The organism is Mesorhizobium sp., assembly GCF_041661565.1.
Lineage (GTDB): Bacteria > Pseudomonadota > Alphaproteobacteria > Rhizobiales > Rhizobiaceae > Mesorhizobium.
Genome location: NZ_JBAZUD010000059.1, coordinates 13,817 through 29,529 on the forward strand (window position 1 = coordinate 13,817; position 15,713 = coordinate 29,529).

Consider the following 15,713-nt stretch of genomic DNA (forward strand, 5'->3'; position numbering starts at 1 on the left):
GCCTTACGTGACGGCGAAGATGCCCAGCACCACCAGCAGGAAGATCACCAGGACGATGCCGATGAGGATGCGCGCGCCGGTGGCGGCGGCTCCCGCCAGCGCCGGCATGCCGAGCAGGCTCGCCGCCGCGGCGACGATCAGGAGAATGATGATCCATTTGATCATGGGGGTGCCTCGCGAACCGTAGATTTCGAAACGCATGGAAACGCGGATGGCGGGCCCGGGTTCCCGCCGCGGACCGGTTGCCGTCAGGATGCGTTCGGCTCCGGCACGTCCCAGGCCTCGCCGGGCCGCATCGGGCGAAAGCGCTCGCGCGCAATGCCCTGAGCGTCGAGTGCGTGGCCCAGCTTTTCCGCCGGCTCGCCGATCGGTTCGTCGGTAAGCTGGAACGTGCCCCAGTGACAGCCGGCGGCGAAGGCGCTGTTGGATAGGACCATGCCATGCACGGCCTCTTCCGGATTCTGGTGCTGCGACGCCATGAACCAGCGCGGCTCATAGGCGCCGATCGGCAGGATGGCGAAGCGGAAGCCGCCATGCTTCCCCGCCATCAGCCGATAGTTGATGCCGTCGTGGAAACCGGTGTCGCCGGCGAAATAGACCTTGCCGCCCGGCGTCTCGATGACGAAACCGGCCCACAGCGCCATGCGCCGGTCGCCGGCGCCGCGCGCCGACCAGTGATGCGCCGGCTCGACGTGGACAGAGACGCCCTTGCCGATCTCGATCGTCTCGCCCCAGTCATGCGCGGTGAGCCGCATGCCGGGGACCGCGCTGCCGATGAGGGCATCATTGCCGAGCGGCGTGATCAGCAGCGGGTCGTGGGCGGCCTTCAGCCGTTTCAGCGTGGCGAGGTCGAGGTGGTCATAGTGATTGTGGCTGACCAGGACGAGGTCGATCGGTGGCAGGTCGGCGAAGGCGATGCCCGGCGGGTTGATGCGTCTTGGGCCGATGAAGGAGAACGGCGACGTGCGTTGCGACCAGACCGGATCGGTGAGGATGTTCAGGCCCGCTGTCTGGATCAGCAGTGTGGAGTGGCCAACCATGGTCACTTTCAGGCCGGACCCGTCGACGCGCCCGGCCGGTTTCGCCTGTGAAAAAGGACTGGGACTGGCGGCCGGCCATTTCGAGCGCTGGCCGTTGAACTGCCACTTCAAGAGATCGGTGAAGCGAGCGGGCATCTGGCCGCCGGGATTGAAGAACAGGGCGCCGTCGAAATGATCGCTGGGCGGGCCGCTGTAATAGCGATTGGCGGTTTTCTTTTTCGCGGCCAATGCACGGCTCCCGGCAGGTTCCTCGCCCTGACATAAGGCTGCGCGCCGCCCGTTCCAAGCGTTTGCATGTCGGCGCGCAGCGAGCTGGTCGTGCGATCCACTTGCAAAGAAGAGAGGAGGAAGCGATTTCGGTGTCCAGGATTGCGATAAATTTGCAACATTTCTCCACGCAAACCCTATTTTAACCATATCAGGTTGAAATTTCGCCACCTTCTCCATCTTGGTGAAGGCGAGATTGCGCGGACGGCATCCCCCCAGCCGGATCCGACGGAGGTTGGAATGATTATTTCTAGAAGCGGCCTGGTGGCCGTATCGCTGGCGGCACTCTTTGTGAGCGGCTGCTCCACCTCAAGGTTCTCGTCGATGGACGACCAGCAGCCCGCTCCGCTGCAGGCCGCGCCGGCCGGCCAGGTCTCCTCGAACCAGCTGCCGCCGCCGGCATCGCCGGGCACCACTGATCCGTCGAAATTCCCGACGGCGCCGGCGAACACGCAGGTTGCGTCGCTGCCGCCGGACGGCTCGGCGCCCGCGGGCGCATCGGACGTCAATGCCGGAAGCGTCGCCGGCGTCTGGAACGTCAGCGTTGGCGGACAGAGCTGCAAGGTGGCGACGCCGCAGACCAAGTTCGGCGCCGGCTTCCGTGCCGGACCGCTGCATTGCCCACCGCCGATGGACGGCATCAAGTCGTGGAACGTCGCCGGCAAGCAACTCACGCTCTATGATGCCAATGGCGACACGCTGGCGCGGCTCTATTCCTCGGGCGGCTCGAAATTCGATGGCCAGACGTCGAACGGCCAGCCGATTTCACTGACAAGGTAATCGATACTTCCTTTTGTCCCACGCACGTCCCGGCGGAAAACGGCTATGCAATTTTCCGGGACGTGCTCCACAATGACGTGACCGATGCATCTGCGTGACGGCCTCCAGACCCATGCGACCGTCAGGCAACGCTACGATCATCTGGTGGCGACCGGTGCCATCGAGCGCGATCCGGCGCAGGAACGGATCGCCGCCGCGCTCGACCGGCTGACATCGGAGATCTCGGCGAAGCGGCTGGCGCACAAGTCCAGCGCGCTTGGCTGGCTGTTTGCCCGCAAGCGCGAAACGAAGGAGGCCGTCAAGGGCCTCTACATCCATGGCGGCGTCGGCCGCGGCAAGACCATGCTGATGGACATGTTCTTCGAGCTGCTGCCGGTTCGGCGCAAGCGTCGCGTGCATTTCAACGACTTCATGGCCGACGTGCAGGACCGCATCCAGAAGCACCGGCAGGCGCGCAAGGAGGGCACGGTCAAGGAGGACGATCCGATCCCGCCGGTGGCCAAGGCGCTGGCCGAGCAGGCCTGGGTGCTGTGTTTCGACGAGTTCTCGGTCACCGACATCGCCGACGCGATGATCCTGTCGCGGCTGTTTTCGGCGCTGTTTTCCAGCGGCGTGGTGCTGATCGCCACCTCTAACGTGGCGCCCCAAGATCTTTATCGTGACGGGCTGAACCGCCAGCTTTTCCTGCCGTTCATCGCCATCCTAGAGCGGCACGCGCAGGTGCTTTCGCTGGATACAGACAAGGATTACCGGCTGGAAAAGCTCGCCCGCACGCCCGTCTATGTGACGCCGGCCGACGCGGCGGCGGATCAGGCGCTCGACCAGGCCTGGCAGGCCATGACGCGCGGCGAGCCGACAGCCGCGACATCGCTGACCATCAAGGGCCGGCAAGTGGCGGTGCCTGCCGCCGCCGGCGACGCGGCGCGGTTCCCCTTTGCCGACCTGTGCGAAAAGCCGCTCGGGGCGCGCGACTACCTGGCGATTGCCGGACGCTTTTCAACGATCTTCATCGATCACGTGCCGGTGCTGGGTGAAGGCAAGCGCAACGAGGCCAAGCGCTTCATCCTCCTGATCGACACGCTTTACGACCATCATGTTCGCCTGGTGGTGAGCGCCGAGGCAGCGCCGCCGCTGCTCTATGCGGCCAAGCGCGGCGTCGAGGTCTTCGAATTCGAGCGCACCGCCTCGCGGCTGATCGAGATGCAGAGCCGCGACTGGCTGGAAGACTGGGACCGGCGGCGGAAGGCCAAAGAGACCCCTGACGAGAAGCACGCGCGGGCATAGCGGCGTCGGCTCACCGCGTACCGCATCACCTCAGTTCACAAGGGCGTCATTGCCCTCTTCAGGTCTTACGATTGCCGCTGTCCCTGTGTAGCTTGTCGGAAGTCGGCTCAATATTTTTGACGTTTACGTAAATCCCAAACCATCTAACCGATTGAAAATGCTGGGCTCAAAATAATCGATTGAATTAATATCACGCCGGGGCTATTGGGTGCGGCGAAAACTCGCGGTTCCCCCGCGGCATTCCGGCCTCCTCGAAGCCCGCCATCAAGTCGTCTGCGATTTGGGCGCGGTCACAGACAAAGGGAAAACATCCTCACATGGCACGCAACAAGATAGCGCTTATCGGCTCCGGTATGATCGGCGGCACGCTCGCCCACATGATCGGCCTCAAGGACCTCGGCGACGTGGTGCTGTTCGACATTGCCGAGGGTATTCCGCAGGGCAAGGGGCTCGATATCGCGCAATCGTCACCGGTCGATGGCTTCGACAGCCGCCTCACGGGCGTCAACGATTATGCCGGTATCGAGGGCGCCGACGTCTGCATCGTCACCGCAGGCGTGCCGCGCAAGCCGGGCATGAGCCGCGACGACCTGCTCGGCATCAATCTGAAGGTCATGGAACAGGTCGGCGCCGGCCTGAAGAAGTACGCGCCCAAGGCCTTCGTCATCTGCATCACCAACCCGCTCGACGCCATGGTGTGGGCGCTGCAGAAGTTTTCCGGCCTGCCCAAGAGCCATGTCGTCGGCATGGCCGGCGTGCTCGACAGCTCGCGCTTCCGCTATTTCCTGGCCGAGGAATTCAAGGTCTCGGTCGAGGACGTCACCGCTTTCGTGCTCGGCGGCCATGGCGATTCCATGGTGCCGCTGATCCGCTATTCGACGGTGGCGGGCATTCCGCTGCCGGACCTGGTCAAGATGGGCTGGACCTCGAAGGAAAAGCTCGACCAGATCGTGCAGCGCACCCGCGACGGCGGCGCCGAGATCGTCGGCCTGCTCAAGACCGGCTCGGCCTATTACGCGCCGGCTGCCTCCGCGATCTCGATGGCCGAAGCCTATCTCAAGGACAAGAAGCGCGTGCTGCCCTGCGCCGCTCACCTCTCCGGCCAGTATGGCGTCAAGAACACCTATGTCGGCGTTCCCGTGGTGATCGGCGCCGGCGGCGTCGAGCGCATCATCGAGATCGACCTCAACAAGAGCGAGCAGAAGATGTTCGACAGTTCGGTGGCGACGGTGCAGGGCCTGACCGAGGCCTGCGTCAAGATCGCGCCGCAGCTGGCCTCGAAGTAAACCGGAGCAAATCCAGATGAACATCCATGAGTATCAGGGCAAGGCGCTGCTGAAGTCGTTCGGCGCGCCCGTTGCCGAAGGCGTACCGGTGTTCAAGGCTGATGAGGCCGAAGCCGCCGCCAAGGCGCTGCCCGGCCCGCTCTATGTGGTGAAGAGCCAGATCCATGCCGGCGGCCGGGGCAAGGGCAAGTTCACAGAACTCGGCCCCGACGCCAAGGGTGGCGTGCGGCTGGCGAAGTCCGTCGCCGAAGTCGTCGCCAACGCCAATGAGATGCTCGGCCACACGCTGGTCACCAAGCAGACCGGCCCGGCCGGCAAGCAGGTCAACCGCCTCTATATCGAGGACGGCGCCGACATCGAACGCGAACTCTATCTGTCGATCCTGGTCGACCGGACCGTCGGCCGCGTCGCCTTCGTGGTGTCGACCGAAGGCGGCATGGACATCGAGGCGGTCGCGCATGACACGCCGGAAAAGATCATCACCGTCGCCATCGACCCGGAGAAGGGCGTGACCGCGGATGACGTGAAGACGCTCAACGCGGCGCTCAAGCTCGACGGCGACGCGGCCAAGGACGGCGAAACGCTGTTTCCGATCCTCTACAAGGCCTTTGTCGAGAAGGACATGAGCCTGCTCGAGGTCAACCCGCTGATCGTCATGAAGAACGGCCGGCTGCGCGTGCTCGACGCCAAGGTCTCTTTCGACAACAACGCACTGTTCCGCCACCCCGACGTACTCGAACTGCGCGACACCAGCGAAGAGGACGAGAAGGAGATCGAGGCGTCGAAATACGACCTCGCCTATGTCGCGCTCGATGGCAATATCGGCTGCATGGTCAATGGCGCCGGCCTGGCCATGGCGACGATGGACATCATCAAGCTCTACGGCGCCGAGCCCGCCAACTTCCTCGATGTCGGCGGCGGCGCGTCCAAGGAAAAGGTGACGGCGGCCTTCAAGATCATCACCAAGGATCCGGCGGTCAAGGGCATCCTGATCAACATCTTCGGCGGCATCATGAAGTGCGACATCATCGCCGAGGGCGTGATCGCCGCGGTCAAGGAAGTCGGGCTGAAAGTGCCGCTGGTTGTGCGCCTGGAAGGCACCAATGCCGAGCTCGGCAAGAAGATCATCAATGACAGCGGCCTGAACGTGGTGTCGGCCGACGACCTCGATGATGCGGCCAAGAAGATCGTGGCGGCGGTGAAGGGCTGAGCGGATGCCCCCGCGCAAGATAAACCTGGTCGAGGCGGCGGATCAGAAGATCACCAAGGTCTTCGATCCGCATATCGCTGGCGACGTGAATGACAGCCAGGCGAAGGTCGCCAAGTTCGGCGAGACCTTCGACTGGCATGCGCATGAGCATGAGGACGAGGCCTTCCTCGTGCTGCGCGGGCGGATTGCCATCGATTTCCGTGACGGTCCGGTCGAGCTCGGCGAGGGCGATTTCATCGTCGTGCCGAAGGGCGTCGAGCATCGGCCGCGTTCGCTGACCGCCGAGCCGGTCGTGCTGATGTTCGAGCCGGCAACGACGCTCAACACCGGCAATGCCAAGAGCGACCTCACCGTCTCCGACCTGAAGCGGCTCTGACCATGAGCGCTCCCTTCTCTTCGCTCTCGCCCGATCACCAGCGCCTGCAGGCGCTGGTCGGCGCGTGGCGTGGCGAGGAAGAGGTGGCGGACACGCAATGGGCCGATGGCGGCATCGCCACTTCGGATGTGCTGGCGGAGGCACAGTTCGGTGGCCTGTTCGTGGTGCAGCGCTATCGTCAGCGCCGCGATGGCACGATTTCGTTTGGCTCGCACAATGTCTTCGGTTTCGACCAGCAAAACAGCGTCGTCACCATGCACCAGTTTGATTCGATGGGCATTGTGCCGGTCTCGCCGGCCACGGGCGTGTGGAACGGCAGCGAGCTCAATCTGGAGCGGTCATCACAGCGCGGTTCGGCGCGCGTGACTTATATTCTTGACGATGCCGACACCTACCGCATGCGATTGCATTTCAAACCCGCCGGCAGCGATGCATGGCAAGACATGGTGAGCGGCGTCTACAAACGCGTCTCGCCTTCCTCGATCAACGGCTTTTAGAAAAGGGCTCCCATGTCCATTCTCGTCGACAAGAACACCAAGGTGCTGGTGCAGGGCCTGACCGGCAAGACCGGCACGTTCCACACCGAACAGGCGCTGGCCTATCACGGCACCAAGATGGTGGGCGGCATCCATCCCAAGAAGGGCGGCGAGACCTGGACCGGGTCGAAGGGCGAGAGCCTGCCGATCTTCGCCACCGTCGCCGAGGGCAAGGAAAAGACCGGCGCCAACGCGTCCGTCGTCTACGTCCCGCCGGCGGGCGCCGCCGAAGCGATCCTGGAAGCGATCGAAGCCGAGATCCCGCTGATCATCTGCATCACCGAGGGCATTCCGGTAATGGACATGATCAAGGTCAAGGCGCGGCTTGACCGCTCGGCCTCGCGGCTGATCGGCCCGAACTGCCCCGGCGTGCTGACACCCAATGAATGCAAGATCGGCATCATGCCCGGCAACATCTTCCGCAAGGGTTCTGTCGGCGTTGTTTCGCGCTCGGGAACTCTTACCTATGAGGCGGTGTTCCAGACCACCAATGTCGGCCTTGGCCAGACCACCGCCGTCGGCATTGGCGGCGACCCGGTCAAGGGCACCGAGTTCATCGACGTGCTCGAGATGTTCCTGGCCGACGACGAAACCAAGTCGATCATCATGATCGGCGAGATCGGCGGTTCGGCCGAAGAAGACGCGGCACAGTTCCTCAAGGACGAAGCCAAGCGCGGCCGAAGCAAGCCGATGGCAGGCTTCATCGCCGGCCGCACGGCGCCGGCCGGCCGCACAATGGGCCACGCGGGCGCGGTGATTTCGGGCGGCAAGGGCGGCGCGGAAGACAAGATCGCGGCGATGGAGTCCGCCGGCATCAAGGTATCGCCATCGCCGGCACGGCTGGGCACGACGCTGGTCGAGGCGATCAAAGGTTAAGGGAATAGGGGAGTAAGGGAGTACGGGAGTAGGGAAGAGACAGCGGCCAAGATGCCCTACTCCCCTACTGACCTACTCCCTTTCCCCTCCAACTAAGGAGACGGAGCAGGCGCTCCGCAGAGAAAATGGCAAGACAAGATCAGGCCAACGACCAGTTTTCGCTCACTTCTTTCCTCTATGGCGGCAATGCCGACTATATCGACGCGCTCTACGCCGCCTATGAGGACGATCCGGAATCGGTCGATCCCGAGTGGCAGGACGTCTTTGCCGGGCTGAAGGACGATGCCGGCGATGTCCGCAAGAACGCCAAGGGCGCCTCCTGGGCCAAGCCCTCCTGGCCGCTGCAGGCCAATGGCGAGCTAGTGTCGGCGCTCGACGGCAATTGGGGCATCGTCGAGAAGCATCTGGAAAAGAAGGTCAAGGACAAGGCGGTCACCAACGGTGTCGCGCTGTCGGATGCCGACGTGCATCAGGCGACGCGCGATTCGGTGCGGGCCATCATGATGATTCGTGCCTACCGCATGCGCGGTCATCTGCACGCCAATCTCGACCCGCTCGGCATCGCCAAGCCGCTCGAGGATTACAACGAGCTGTCGCCGGAGAATTACGGCTTCACATCGGCCGACTATGACCGGCCGATCTTCCTCGACAATGTGCTCGGCCTCGAATTCGGCACCATCCGGCAGATGCTGGAGATCCTGACCCGGACCTATTGCTCCACCCTCGGCGTCGAGTTCATGCATATTTCCGATCCCGAGGAGAAGGCCTGGATCCAGGCGCGCATCGAGGGCGTCGACAAGGAGATCTCCTTCACCGCCACCGGCAAGAAGGCGATCCTGCAGAAGCTGATCGAGGCCGAAGGCTTCGAGCAGTTCATCGACGTCAAGTACAAGGGCACCAAGCGCTTCGGCCTCGATGGCAGCGAAGCGCTTATCCCGGCGCTGGAGCAGATCATCAAGCGCGGCGGCCAGCTCGGCATGAAGGAAATCGTGCTCGGCATGGCGCATCGCGGCCGGCTGAACGTGCTGTCCCAGGTGATGGCGAAGCCGCACCGCGCGATCTTCCACGAATTCAAGGGCGGCTCGGCCGCGCCGGACGAGGTCGAGGGCTCGGGCGACGTCAAGTACCATCTCGGTGCGTCGTCGGACCGCGAATTCGACGGCAACAAGGTGCATCTGTCGCTGACTGCCAATCCTTCGCACCTGGAAATCGTCGACCCGGTGGTGATGGGCAAGGCGCGCGCCAAGCAGGACTATCTGTTCGGACGCAGCCGCGAGGAAATCGTGCCGCTGGAAGAGCGCGCCAAGGTGCTGCCGCTGCTCCTGCATGGCGACGCCGCCTTTGCCGGCCAGGGCGTGATCGCCGAAATCCTCGGCCTGTCGGGCCTGCGCGGCCACCGCGTTGCCGGCACGCTGCACTTCATCATCAACAACCAGATAGGCTTCACCACCAATCCGCGCTTCTCGCGTTCGTCGCCCTATCCGTCCGACGTCGCCAAGATGATCGAGGCGCCGATCTTCCACGTCAATGGCGACGACCCGGAAGCCGTCGTCCATGCCACCAAGGTGGCGATCGAATTCCGCATGAAGTTCCACAAGCCGGTCGTGGTCGACATGTTCTGCTACCGCCGCTTCGGCCACAATGAGGGCGACGAACCGGCCTTCACCCAGCCGATCATGTACCGCAATATCCGCACCCACAAGACGACGGTGCAGATCTATGGCGAGCGGCTGATTGCCGAGGGACAGATCAGCCAGGCCGATCTCGACAAGCTCAAGGCCGACTGGCGGGCGCATCTGGAATCGGAATGGGAGGTCGGCCAGCACTACAAGCCCAACAAGGCCGACTGGCTCGACGGCGCCTGGTCGGGCCTGCGCTCGGCCGACAACCAGGATGAACAGCGGCGCGGCAAGACCGCCGTGCCGGTCAAGACGCTCAAGGAAATCGGCAAGAAGCTCACCGAGGTGCCGAAGGATTTCGAGGCGCACAAGACGATCATCCGCTTCCTCGAGAACCGTCGCCAGGCGATCGAGTCCGGCGAGGGCATCGACTGGTCGACGGCCGAGGCGCTGGCGTTCGGCGCCATCCTGCTCGACGGCAACCCGATCCGCCTGTCGGGGCAGGATTCGGAGCGCGGCACCTTCTCGCAGCGGCATTCCGTGCTTTACGACCAGCGCGACGAGACCCGCTACATCCCGCTCAACAATCTGTCGGCCGCTCAGGCCGGCTATGAAGTCATCAACTCGATGCTTTCCGAAGAGGCGGTGCTCGGCTTCGAATATGGCTATAGCCTCGCCGAACCGAAGGCGCTGACGCTGTGGGAAGCCCAATTCGGCGACTTCGCCAATGGCGCCCAGGTGGTGTTCGACCAGTTCATCTCGTCGGGTGAACGCAAGTGGCTCAGAATGTCGGGCCTCGTCTGCCTGCTGCCGCATGGCTATGAGGGCCAGGGTCCGGAACATTCCTCGGCCCGCCTTGAGCGCTTCCTGCAGCTCTGCGCCGAAGACAACATGCAGGTCGCCAACTGCACCACCCCGGCCAACTACTTCCATATCCTGCGCCGGCAGCTGAAGCGGGACTTCCGCAAGCCGCTGATCCTGATGACGCCGAAGTCGCTGCTGCGCCACAAGCGGGCGGTATCGACGCTGCCGGAAATGTCGGGCGAAAGCTCCTTCCACCGGCTCTTGTGGGACGACGCGCAGCTGCTCTCCGGCCAGGCGATCAAGCTGGTCAAGGATTCCAAGATCCGCCGCGTCGTTCTGTGCTCGGGCAAGGTCTACTACGACCTCTACGAGGAGCGCGAGAAGCGCGGCATCAACGATATCTACCTGCTGCGCGTCGAACAGCTCTATCCGTTCCCGGCCAAGGCGCTGATCACGGAATTGTCGCGCTTCCGCAACGCCGAGATGGTCTGGTGCCAGGAAGAGCCCAAGAACATGGGGGCGTGGTCGTTCATCGACCCGTATCTGGAATGGGTGCTGGCGCATATCGACGCCAAGCATCAGCGGGTGCGCTACACCGGTCGTCCGGCCGCCGCCTCGCCGGCGACCGGGCTGATGTCGAAGCACCTTGCCCAGCTTGCCGCCCTGCTCGAAGACGCGCTTGGTGAATAGACGAGAATTGGGCGAATAGAACAGAACCGACAGAAACGGACAGGCACAATGGCTACCGAAATCCGCGTTCCCACTCTCGGCGAATCCGTCAGCGAGGCGACCATCGGCAAATGGTTCAAGAAGGTCGGCGATGCCATTGCCGCCGACGAGCCGCTGGTCGAGCTTGAGACCGACAAGGTGACGGTGGAGGTGCCCGCCGCTGCTGCCGGGACGCTCAGCGAAATCACCGCCAAGGAAGGCGAAACGGTCGGCGTCGGCGCGCTCCTCGGCTCGATCTCGGCCGGTGGGGATGCCGCTGCGGCGTCCAAGCAGGAGACGTCGAAGCAGGAGACCAAGCCGCAAGCCGTGTCGCAGGCGTCGAGCCCCGATGCCGCACAGACCAGCAAGCAGGCCGCGGCCGAAACCGCCAAAATCGCCGGCGACGCCGGTCCGGTCGAGCCGCGCGGCATGCCGCCCGCACCGGCGGCGGCCAAAATGATTGCGGAGAACAATCTTTCGGTCGACCAGGTATCCGGCTCCGGCAAGCGCGGCCAGGTGCTCAAGGGCGACGTGCTCGACGCCATTTCCAAGGGCGCGCCGTCGCAGCCGGCCGAGACGCCGAAGGCTGCGCCGGCCCCCGCGCCGGTTGCCGTGCGCGCGCCGTCTTCCGGCGACGATGCGTCACGCGAGGAGCGCGTGCGCATGACCAAGCTGCGCCAGACGATCGCGCGCCGGCTCAAGGAAGCGCAGTCGACGGCCGCCATGCTGACGACCTTCAACGAGGTCGACATGTCGGCGGTGATGGCGCTCAGGTCCAAATACAAGGACGTGTTCGAGAAGAAGCATGGGGTCAAGCTCGGCTTCATGGGCTTCTTCACCAAGGCCGTCACCCACGCCCTGAAGGAAATCCCCTCGGTCAACGCCGAGATCGACGGCACCGACATCATCTTCAAGAACTACGCCCATATCGGCGTCGCCGTCGGCACCGAGAAGGGCCTGGTCGTGCCGGTCGTGCGCAATGCCGACCAGATGTCGATCGCGGAGATCGAGAAGGATATCGGCCGGCTGGGCATCGCCGCGCGCGACGGCAAGCTGTCGGTGGCGGACATGCAGGGCGGCACGTTCACCATTTCCAATGGCGGCGTCTATGGCTCGCTGATGTCGACGCCGATCCTCAACGCGCCGCAGTCGGGCATCCTCGGCATGCACAAGATCCAGGAGCGGCCGGTGGTTGTCGGCGGCCAGATCGTGATCCGGCCGATGATGTATCTGGCGCTGAGCTACGACCATCGCATCGTCGACGGCAAGGAAGCCGTGACGTTCCTCGTGCGCGTCAAGGAAAGCCTGGAGGATCCGGAACGGCTGGTGCTCGATCTCTAAGGTCGCACGTGGCTGAAACCGTCGAGCCAATCGATCTGTTCGAGCTTGTGATGACAGGCCGGGCAGGGCCTGTCGAGCTCGGTAAAAGCAGCCGTGAAACGGTTCGAGGTTTGATCGATCCAGAGGATGTGCGGGCGGATAATCATTTTCGCCAAGGTGACAGCGCATCCGCTTGGTGCATCTACGGCACGAATTGCGAGTTCTTCTTCGGTCCTGATTTTCGCTTGCGGTCGATTAGCGTCGAACCTGTTTTTGGAAGATTGCAACCGGGTGGAATGATGGCGACTTGGCATGGCCATCTGCACGTCGATGTGGGCCGGCATCCAGTAACCTTTGGAGGCGCAAAACCGATAGCCATCCATACTTTGCCCAAGGCACTTCAATTCCTCAACAAGAGCGAATTCAAGTGGACAATCGGCGGCGGTCGTGAGCGCGACATTTATATCGAGCTGGCGGAGAGTTCTCGCCTCTTGACCCTCAAATTTGAAGTGAACGCGCTTCCAGTCGACAGGAATGAAAACGTTGCGTTCGAGATAGACTATTTTCTGTCGACGATCTTCATCCTCGATCAAGCTGTTTAAGGTGGATAGCAGTGACGATCCGTTCTTTCTTGTCGGAAAGCCTGTCGACCGCATCGATAGCGGTCGGGGCAACGATGATCCCAGTCACCACCCAAGCCGCCTGTCCGATCGAGCTTGCCGTCTATGGCGACGCCCAGAGCGGCAGCGAGATCGACTTTACCCCGACCGGCGCCTCGGCCACCGTCACCAACAGCTTCCGGTTGATCCTCGACAACAATGTGGTCCTGGACGGGATCGCCATGTGGACCGATGGCGCGGCCGCGCGGCCGCATGGCTCGCTGATGTACAAATGTCCGACCGGCGACGTTACCGGCGAAGAGCTCGCCGCCTGTACTTTGTGGGAGGGCGTCATCTACGGCGCCGATGACAAGGGCGTTATCGGACTGTTGCCGGCCGAACGTGCCGATGCACCGCAAAGCCTTGTCTTTCCCGATCTCGGGCCGTCGCTCGAAATGTCGACCGTCCATGGCGGCAACGGTTTTTCGAAAGTGCCGTCGGACGTATTTACGATGAAGGGCTGCCAGGAATGAGCGAGGCGCAAAAGGTGATGCTGGTCACCGGCGGCAGCCGGGGCATAGGCGCCGCGACCTGCCGGCTTGGCGCGAAGGCGGGCTATCGCGTCGCGGTCAACTATGTCTCCAACCAGGCCGCGGCCGACGCGCTGGTGGGCGAGATCAACGCCGGCGGCGGCCAGGCGTTCGCGGTGCGGGGCGATGTCGGCGTCGAGGCCGATATATTGGCGATGTTCGGCACCGTCGACAGCGTCTTCGGCCGCCTCGATGCCTTCGTCAACAATGCCGGCATCGTCGACGTCAAAGCGCGCGTCGACGAGATGGATGTCGCGCGGCTGGAACGCATGATGCGCATCAACGTCACCGGCTCGTTTCTCTGCGCCCGCGAGGCGGTCAAGCGCATGTCGACCCGCCATGGCGGCAGAGGCGGCGCCATCGTCAACCTGTCGTCGGCTGCAGCAAGGCTGGGCGCGCCAGGCGAATATGTCGACTACGCGGCGTCCAAGGGCGCGATCGACACCCTGACCATCGGGCTGGCGCGCGAGGTGGTGACCGAAGGCATCCGCGTCAACGCGGTCAGCCCCGGAATCACCGAAACCGATATCCACGCCTCGGGCGGTCAGCCCGACCGTGTTGAGCGGATGCGCGATCTGCTGCCGATGAGACGCGCCGGCACCTCGGACGAGGTCGCCAGCGCGGTTCTCTATCTTCTGTCGGACGCGGCTTCCTATATAACGGGCGCGATCCTGAATGTGAGCGGCGGCCGCTGAGGGCCGACAAAAAGGACAGTATCATGGCATATGACGTCGTTATCATCGGATCGGGACCGGGCGGCTATGTCTGCGCCATCAAGGCTGCGCAGCTTGGCTTGAAGACGGCGGTGGTCGAGAAGAACGCGACCTTCGGCGGCACCTGCCTCAACATCGGCTGTATCCCGTCCAAGGCGCTGCTCTACGCCTCCGAGATGTTCGCCGAGGCCGGCCATTCCTTTGATACGCTGGGCGTCGAGATACCGGCGCCGAAACTGAACCTGACGAAGATGATGGCGCACAAGGACGCGACGGTGGCGTCGAACGTCAATGGCGTCGCCTTCCTGTTCAAGAAGAACAAGATCGACAGTTTCCGCGGCACTGGCAAGGTGGTCGGCGCGGGCAAGGTGTCGGTGACCGGCGAGGACGGCAAGGTCGAGGAGATCGAGACCAGGAACATCGTCATCGCCACCGGTTCGGACGTCGCCGGCATTCCGGGCGTCAAGGTCGACCTGGATGAGAAAGTCATCTTGTCGTCAACCGGCGCGCTGTCGCTGGACAAGGTGCCGGCCCATCTGGTGGTGGTCGGCGGCGGCGTCATCGGCCTCGAACTCGGCTCGGTGTGGGCGCGGCTGGGCGCCAAGGTGACGGTGGTCGAGTTCCTCGACACGATCCTGGGCGGCATGGACGGCGAGGTTTCCAAGCAATTCCAGCGGCTGCTCTCCAAGCAGGGTTTCGAGTTCAAGCTCGGCGCCAAGGTGACGGGCGTCGCCAAGAGCAAGAAGGGCGCTGTCGTGACCTTCGAGCCGGTCAAGGGTGGCGCCGCCGAGACCATCGAGGCCGACGCCGTGCTGATCGCCACTGGCCGGCGCGCCTATTCCGACAGTCTCGGGCTGAAGGAAGCCGGTGTCGAGGTCGATGAGCGTGGCCGCGTCAAGACCGACGAGCATCTGAAGACCAATGTTGATGGCATCTACGCCATCGGCGACGTCGTCGCCGGTCCGATGCTGGCGCACAAGGCCGAGGACGAAGGCGTGGCGGTGGCGGAGACCATTGCCGGCCAGGCCGGCCATGTGAATTACGGCGTCATTCCGAGCGTCGTCTACACCAGCCCGGAAATCGCCTCGATCGGCAAGACGGAGGAAGAACTGAAGGCGGCCGGCATCGACTACAAGGTGGGAAAATTCCCGTTCAGCGCCAATGGCCGCGCGCGCGCCATGCTGCACACGGACGGGTTTGTGAAGATCCTGGCCGACAGAGCGAGCGACCGGGTGCTGGGTGTCCACATTGTCGGCCACGGCGCCGGGGAGATGATCCACGAGGCGGCGGTGCTGATGGAGTTCGGCGGCTCATCCGAAGACCTGGCCCGCACCACGCATGCGCATCCGACGATGTCGGAAGCAGTCAAGGAAGCGGCGCTGGCCACCTTCTTCAAGGCGATCCATATTTAGGTACGTTCTCGACCTTCGCGTTCCGAGGGCGGAGCAGAGCGAAGGGACGTAGCCCAAAACAAAACGGCCCGCTTTTCAGCGGGCCGTTTCATATTCATGTCGAGCCGATCAGTTGGCCGGCGCGGCTGGGGCCGGGGCTGCCGGTGCCGCCGGAGCGGGCTCGGCTGGTGCGGGGGCCGGTGCCGGTTCGGCGGGCGCGGGTGCCGCAGGAGCAGGCTCGGCCGGCTTCATCGCGTCGGCCGGAGCAGGCGCGGCGGGTGCCGGGGCCGGCGTGCTGGCCGCCGGCGGCTCGG

At 63.8% G+C, this 15,713-nt stretch carries 15 protein-coding genes; 13 read left to right on the forward strand and 2 right to left on the reverse strand.

Annotated elements, in window-relative coordinates; all coding sequences use genetic code 11:
• Window positions 1–3: 3 nt before the first annotated feature.
• Complete coding sequence (locus WC739_RS12660) at window positions 4–165, reverse strand: DUF1328 family protein (protein ID WP_010912345.1); 162 nt, start codon at window positions 163–165, stop codon at window positions 4–6.
• A gap of 83 nt (window positions 166–248) precedes the next feature.
• On the reverse strand, window positions 249–1,268 hold the full coding sequence (locus WC739_RS12665; RefSeq protein ID WP_372953375.1) for an MBL fold metallo-hydrolase: 1,020 nt from the start codon (window positions 1,266–1,268) through the stop codon (window positions 249–251).
• 279 nt (window positions 1,269–1,547) lie between these two features.
• Here WC739_RS12665 and WC739_RS12670 point away from each other — a divergent pair, with 279 nt between their 5' ends.
• From WC739_RS12670 to lpdA, 13 genes are all read left to right on the forward strand, one after another.
• A complete protein-coding gene (locus WC739_RS12670) occupies window positions 1,548–2,087 on the forward strand; it encodes a protease inhibitor Inh/omp19 family protein (protein WP_372953376.1) in 540 nt (179 codons plus the stop codon).
• Between the two features lie 84 nt (window positions 2,088–2,171).
• Window positions 2,172–3,371 carry a cell division protein ZapE gene (zapE, locus tag WC739_RS12675; RefSeq protein WP_372953377.1) on the forward strand — a complete coding sequence of 400 codons (1,200 nt, stop codon included), beginning with the start codon at window positions 2,172–2,174 and terminating at the stop codon, window positions 3,369–3,371.
• A gap of 317 nt (window positions 3,372–3,688) precedes the next feature.
• Entirely contained in the window at window positions 3,689–4,657 is a 969-nt protein-coding gene (mdh, locus tag WC739_RS12680) for a malate dehydrogenase (protein ID WP_372953378.1), read from the forward strand.
• Between the two features lie 16 nt (window positions 4,658–4,673).
• Complete coding sequence (gene sucC / locus WC739_RS12685) at window positions 4,674–5,867, forward strand: ADP-forming succinate--CoA ligase subunit beta (RefSeq protein WP_372953379.1); 1,194 nt, start codon at window positions 4,674–4,676, stop codon at window positions 5,865–5,867.
• Window positions 5,868–5,871: 4 nt separating this feature from the next.
• Window positions 5,872–6,243, forward strand: coding sequence for a cupin domain-containing protein (locus WC739_RS12690; RefSeq protein ID WP_192251269.1), 372 nt, complete (start codon window positions 5,872–5,874; stop codon window positions 6,241–6,243).
• 2 nt (window positions 6,244–6,245) lie between these two features.
• Window positions 6,246–6,740: a DUF1579 family protein gene (locus tag WC739_RS12695; protein ID WP_372953380.1), complete on the forward strand. Its 495-nt coding sequence runs from the start codon at window positions 6,246–6,248 to the stop codon at window positions 6,738–6,740.
• Window positions 6,741–6,752: 12 nt separating this feature from the next.
• Window positions 6,753–7,655, forward strand: coding sequence for a succinate--CoA ligase subunit alpha (gene sucD, locus WC739_RS12700; protein ID WP_372953381.1), 903 nt, complete (start codon window positions 6,753–6,755; stop codon window positions 7,653–7,655).
• A gap of 125 nt (window positions 7,656–7,780) precedes the next feature.
• Entirely contained in the window at window positions 7,781–10,768 is a 2,988-nt protein-coding gene (locus WC739_RS12705; RefSeq protein WP_372953382.1) for a 2-oxoglutarate dehydrogenase E1 component, read from the forward strand.
• 48 nt (window positions 10,769–10,816) lie between these two features.
• Window positions 10,817–12,127 carry a 2-oxoglutarate dehydrogenase complex dihydrolipoyllysine-residue succinyltransferase gene (gene odhB / locus WC739_RS12710; protein WP_372953383.1) on the forward strand — a complete coding sequence of 437 codons (1,311 nt, stop codon included), beginning with the start codon at window positions 10,817–10,819 and terminating at the stop codon, window positions 12,125–12,127.
• 8 nt (window positions 12,128–12,135) lie between these two features.
• The gene (locus WC739_RS12715; RefSeq protein ID WP_372953384.1) at window positions 12,136–12,708 is read left to right on the forward strand and encodes a hypothetical protein; all 573 of its coding nucleotides are present in this window, start codon (window positions 12,136–12,138) and stop codon (window positions 12,706–12,708) included.
• A gap of 74 nt (window positions 12,709–12,782) precedes the next feature.
• Window positions 12,783–13,238, forward strand: coding sequence for a hypothetical protein (locus tag WC739_RS12720; RefSeq protein ID WP_372953385.1), 456 nt, complete (start codon window positions 12,783–12,785; stop codon window positions 13,236–13,238).
• Window positions 13,235–13,990, forward strand: a complete 756-nt coding sequence (locus tag WC739_RS12725; RefSeq protein WP_372953386.1) for an SDR family oxidoreductase — start codon at window positions 13,235–13,237, stop codon at window positions 13,988–13,990. The genes WC739_RS12720 and WC739_RS12725 overlap by 4 nt, the downstream gene beginning before the upstream one ends.
• Before the next feature lie 23 nt (window positions 13,991–14,013).
• Window positions 14,014–15,420: a dihydrolipoyl dehydrogenase gene (gene lpdA / locus WC739_RS12730; protein WP_372953387.1), complete on the forward strand. Its 1,407-nt coding sequence runs from the start codon at window positions 14,014–14,016 to the stop codon at window positions 15,418–15,420.
• Window positions 15,421–15,713 lie beyond the last annotated feature (293 nt).

What these genes read in the sequence shown, in the direction of transcription:
- WC739_RS12660 (WP_010912345.1), bottom strand. Translation starts at nt 165, where the DNA reads ATGATCAAATGGATCATCATTCTCCTGATCGTCGCCGCGGCGGCGAGC.
- WC739_RS12670 (WP_372953376.1), top strand. Translation starts at nt 1,548, where the DNA reads ATGATTATTTCTAGAAGCGGCCTGGTGGCCGTATCGCTGGCGGCACTC.
- zapE (WP_372953377.1), top strand. Translation starts at nt 2,172, where the DNA reads ATGCATCTGCGTGACGGCCTCCAGACCCATGCGACCGTCAGGCAACGC.
- mdh (WP_372953378.1), top strand. Translation starts at nt 3,689, where the DNA reads ATGGCACGCAACAAGATAGCGCTTATCGGCTCCGGTATGATCGGCGGC.
- sucC (WP_372953379.1), top strand. Translation starts at nt 4,674, where the DNA reads ATGAACATCCATGAGTATCAGGGCAAGGCGCTGCTGAAGTCGTTCGGC.
- WC739_RS12690 (WP_192251269.1), top strand. Translation starts at nt 5,872, where the DNA reads ATGCCCCCGCGCAAGATAAACCTGGTCGAGGCGGCGGATCAGAAGATC.
- WC739_RS12695 (WP_372953380.1), top strand. Translation starts at nt 6,246, where the DNA reads ATGAGCGCTCCCTTCTCTTCGCTCTCGCCCGATCACCAGCGCCTGCAG.
- sucD (WP_372953381.1), top strand. Translation starts at nt 6,753, where the DNA reads ATGTCCATTCTCGTCGACAAGAACACCAAGGTGCTGGTGCAGGGCCTG.
- WC739_RS12705 (WP_372953382.1), top strand. Translation starts at nt 7,781, where the DNA reads ATGGCAAGACAAGATCAGGCCAACGACCAGTTTTCGCTCACTTCTTTC.
- odhB (WP_372953383.1), top strand. Translation starts at nt 10,817, where the DNA reads ATGGCTACCGAAATCCGCGTTCCCACTCTCGGCGAATCCGTCAGCGAG.
- WC739_RS12720 (WP_372953385.1), top strand. Translation starts at nt 12,783, where the DNA reads ATGATCCCAGTCACCACCCAAGCCGCCTGTCCGATCGAGCTTGCCGTC.
- WC739_RS12725 (WP_372953386.1), top strand. Translation starts at nt 13,235, where the DNA reads ATGAGCGAGGCGCAAAAGGTGATGCTGGTCACCGGCGGCAGCCGGGGC.
- lpdA (WP_372953387.1), top strand. Translation starts at nt 14,014, where the DNA reads ATGGCATATGACGTCGTTATCATCGGATCGGGACCGGGCGGCTATGTC.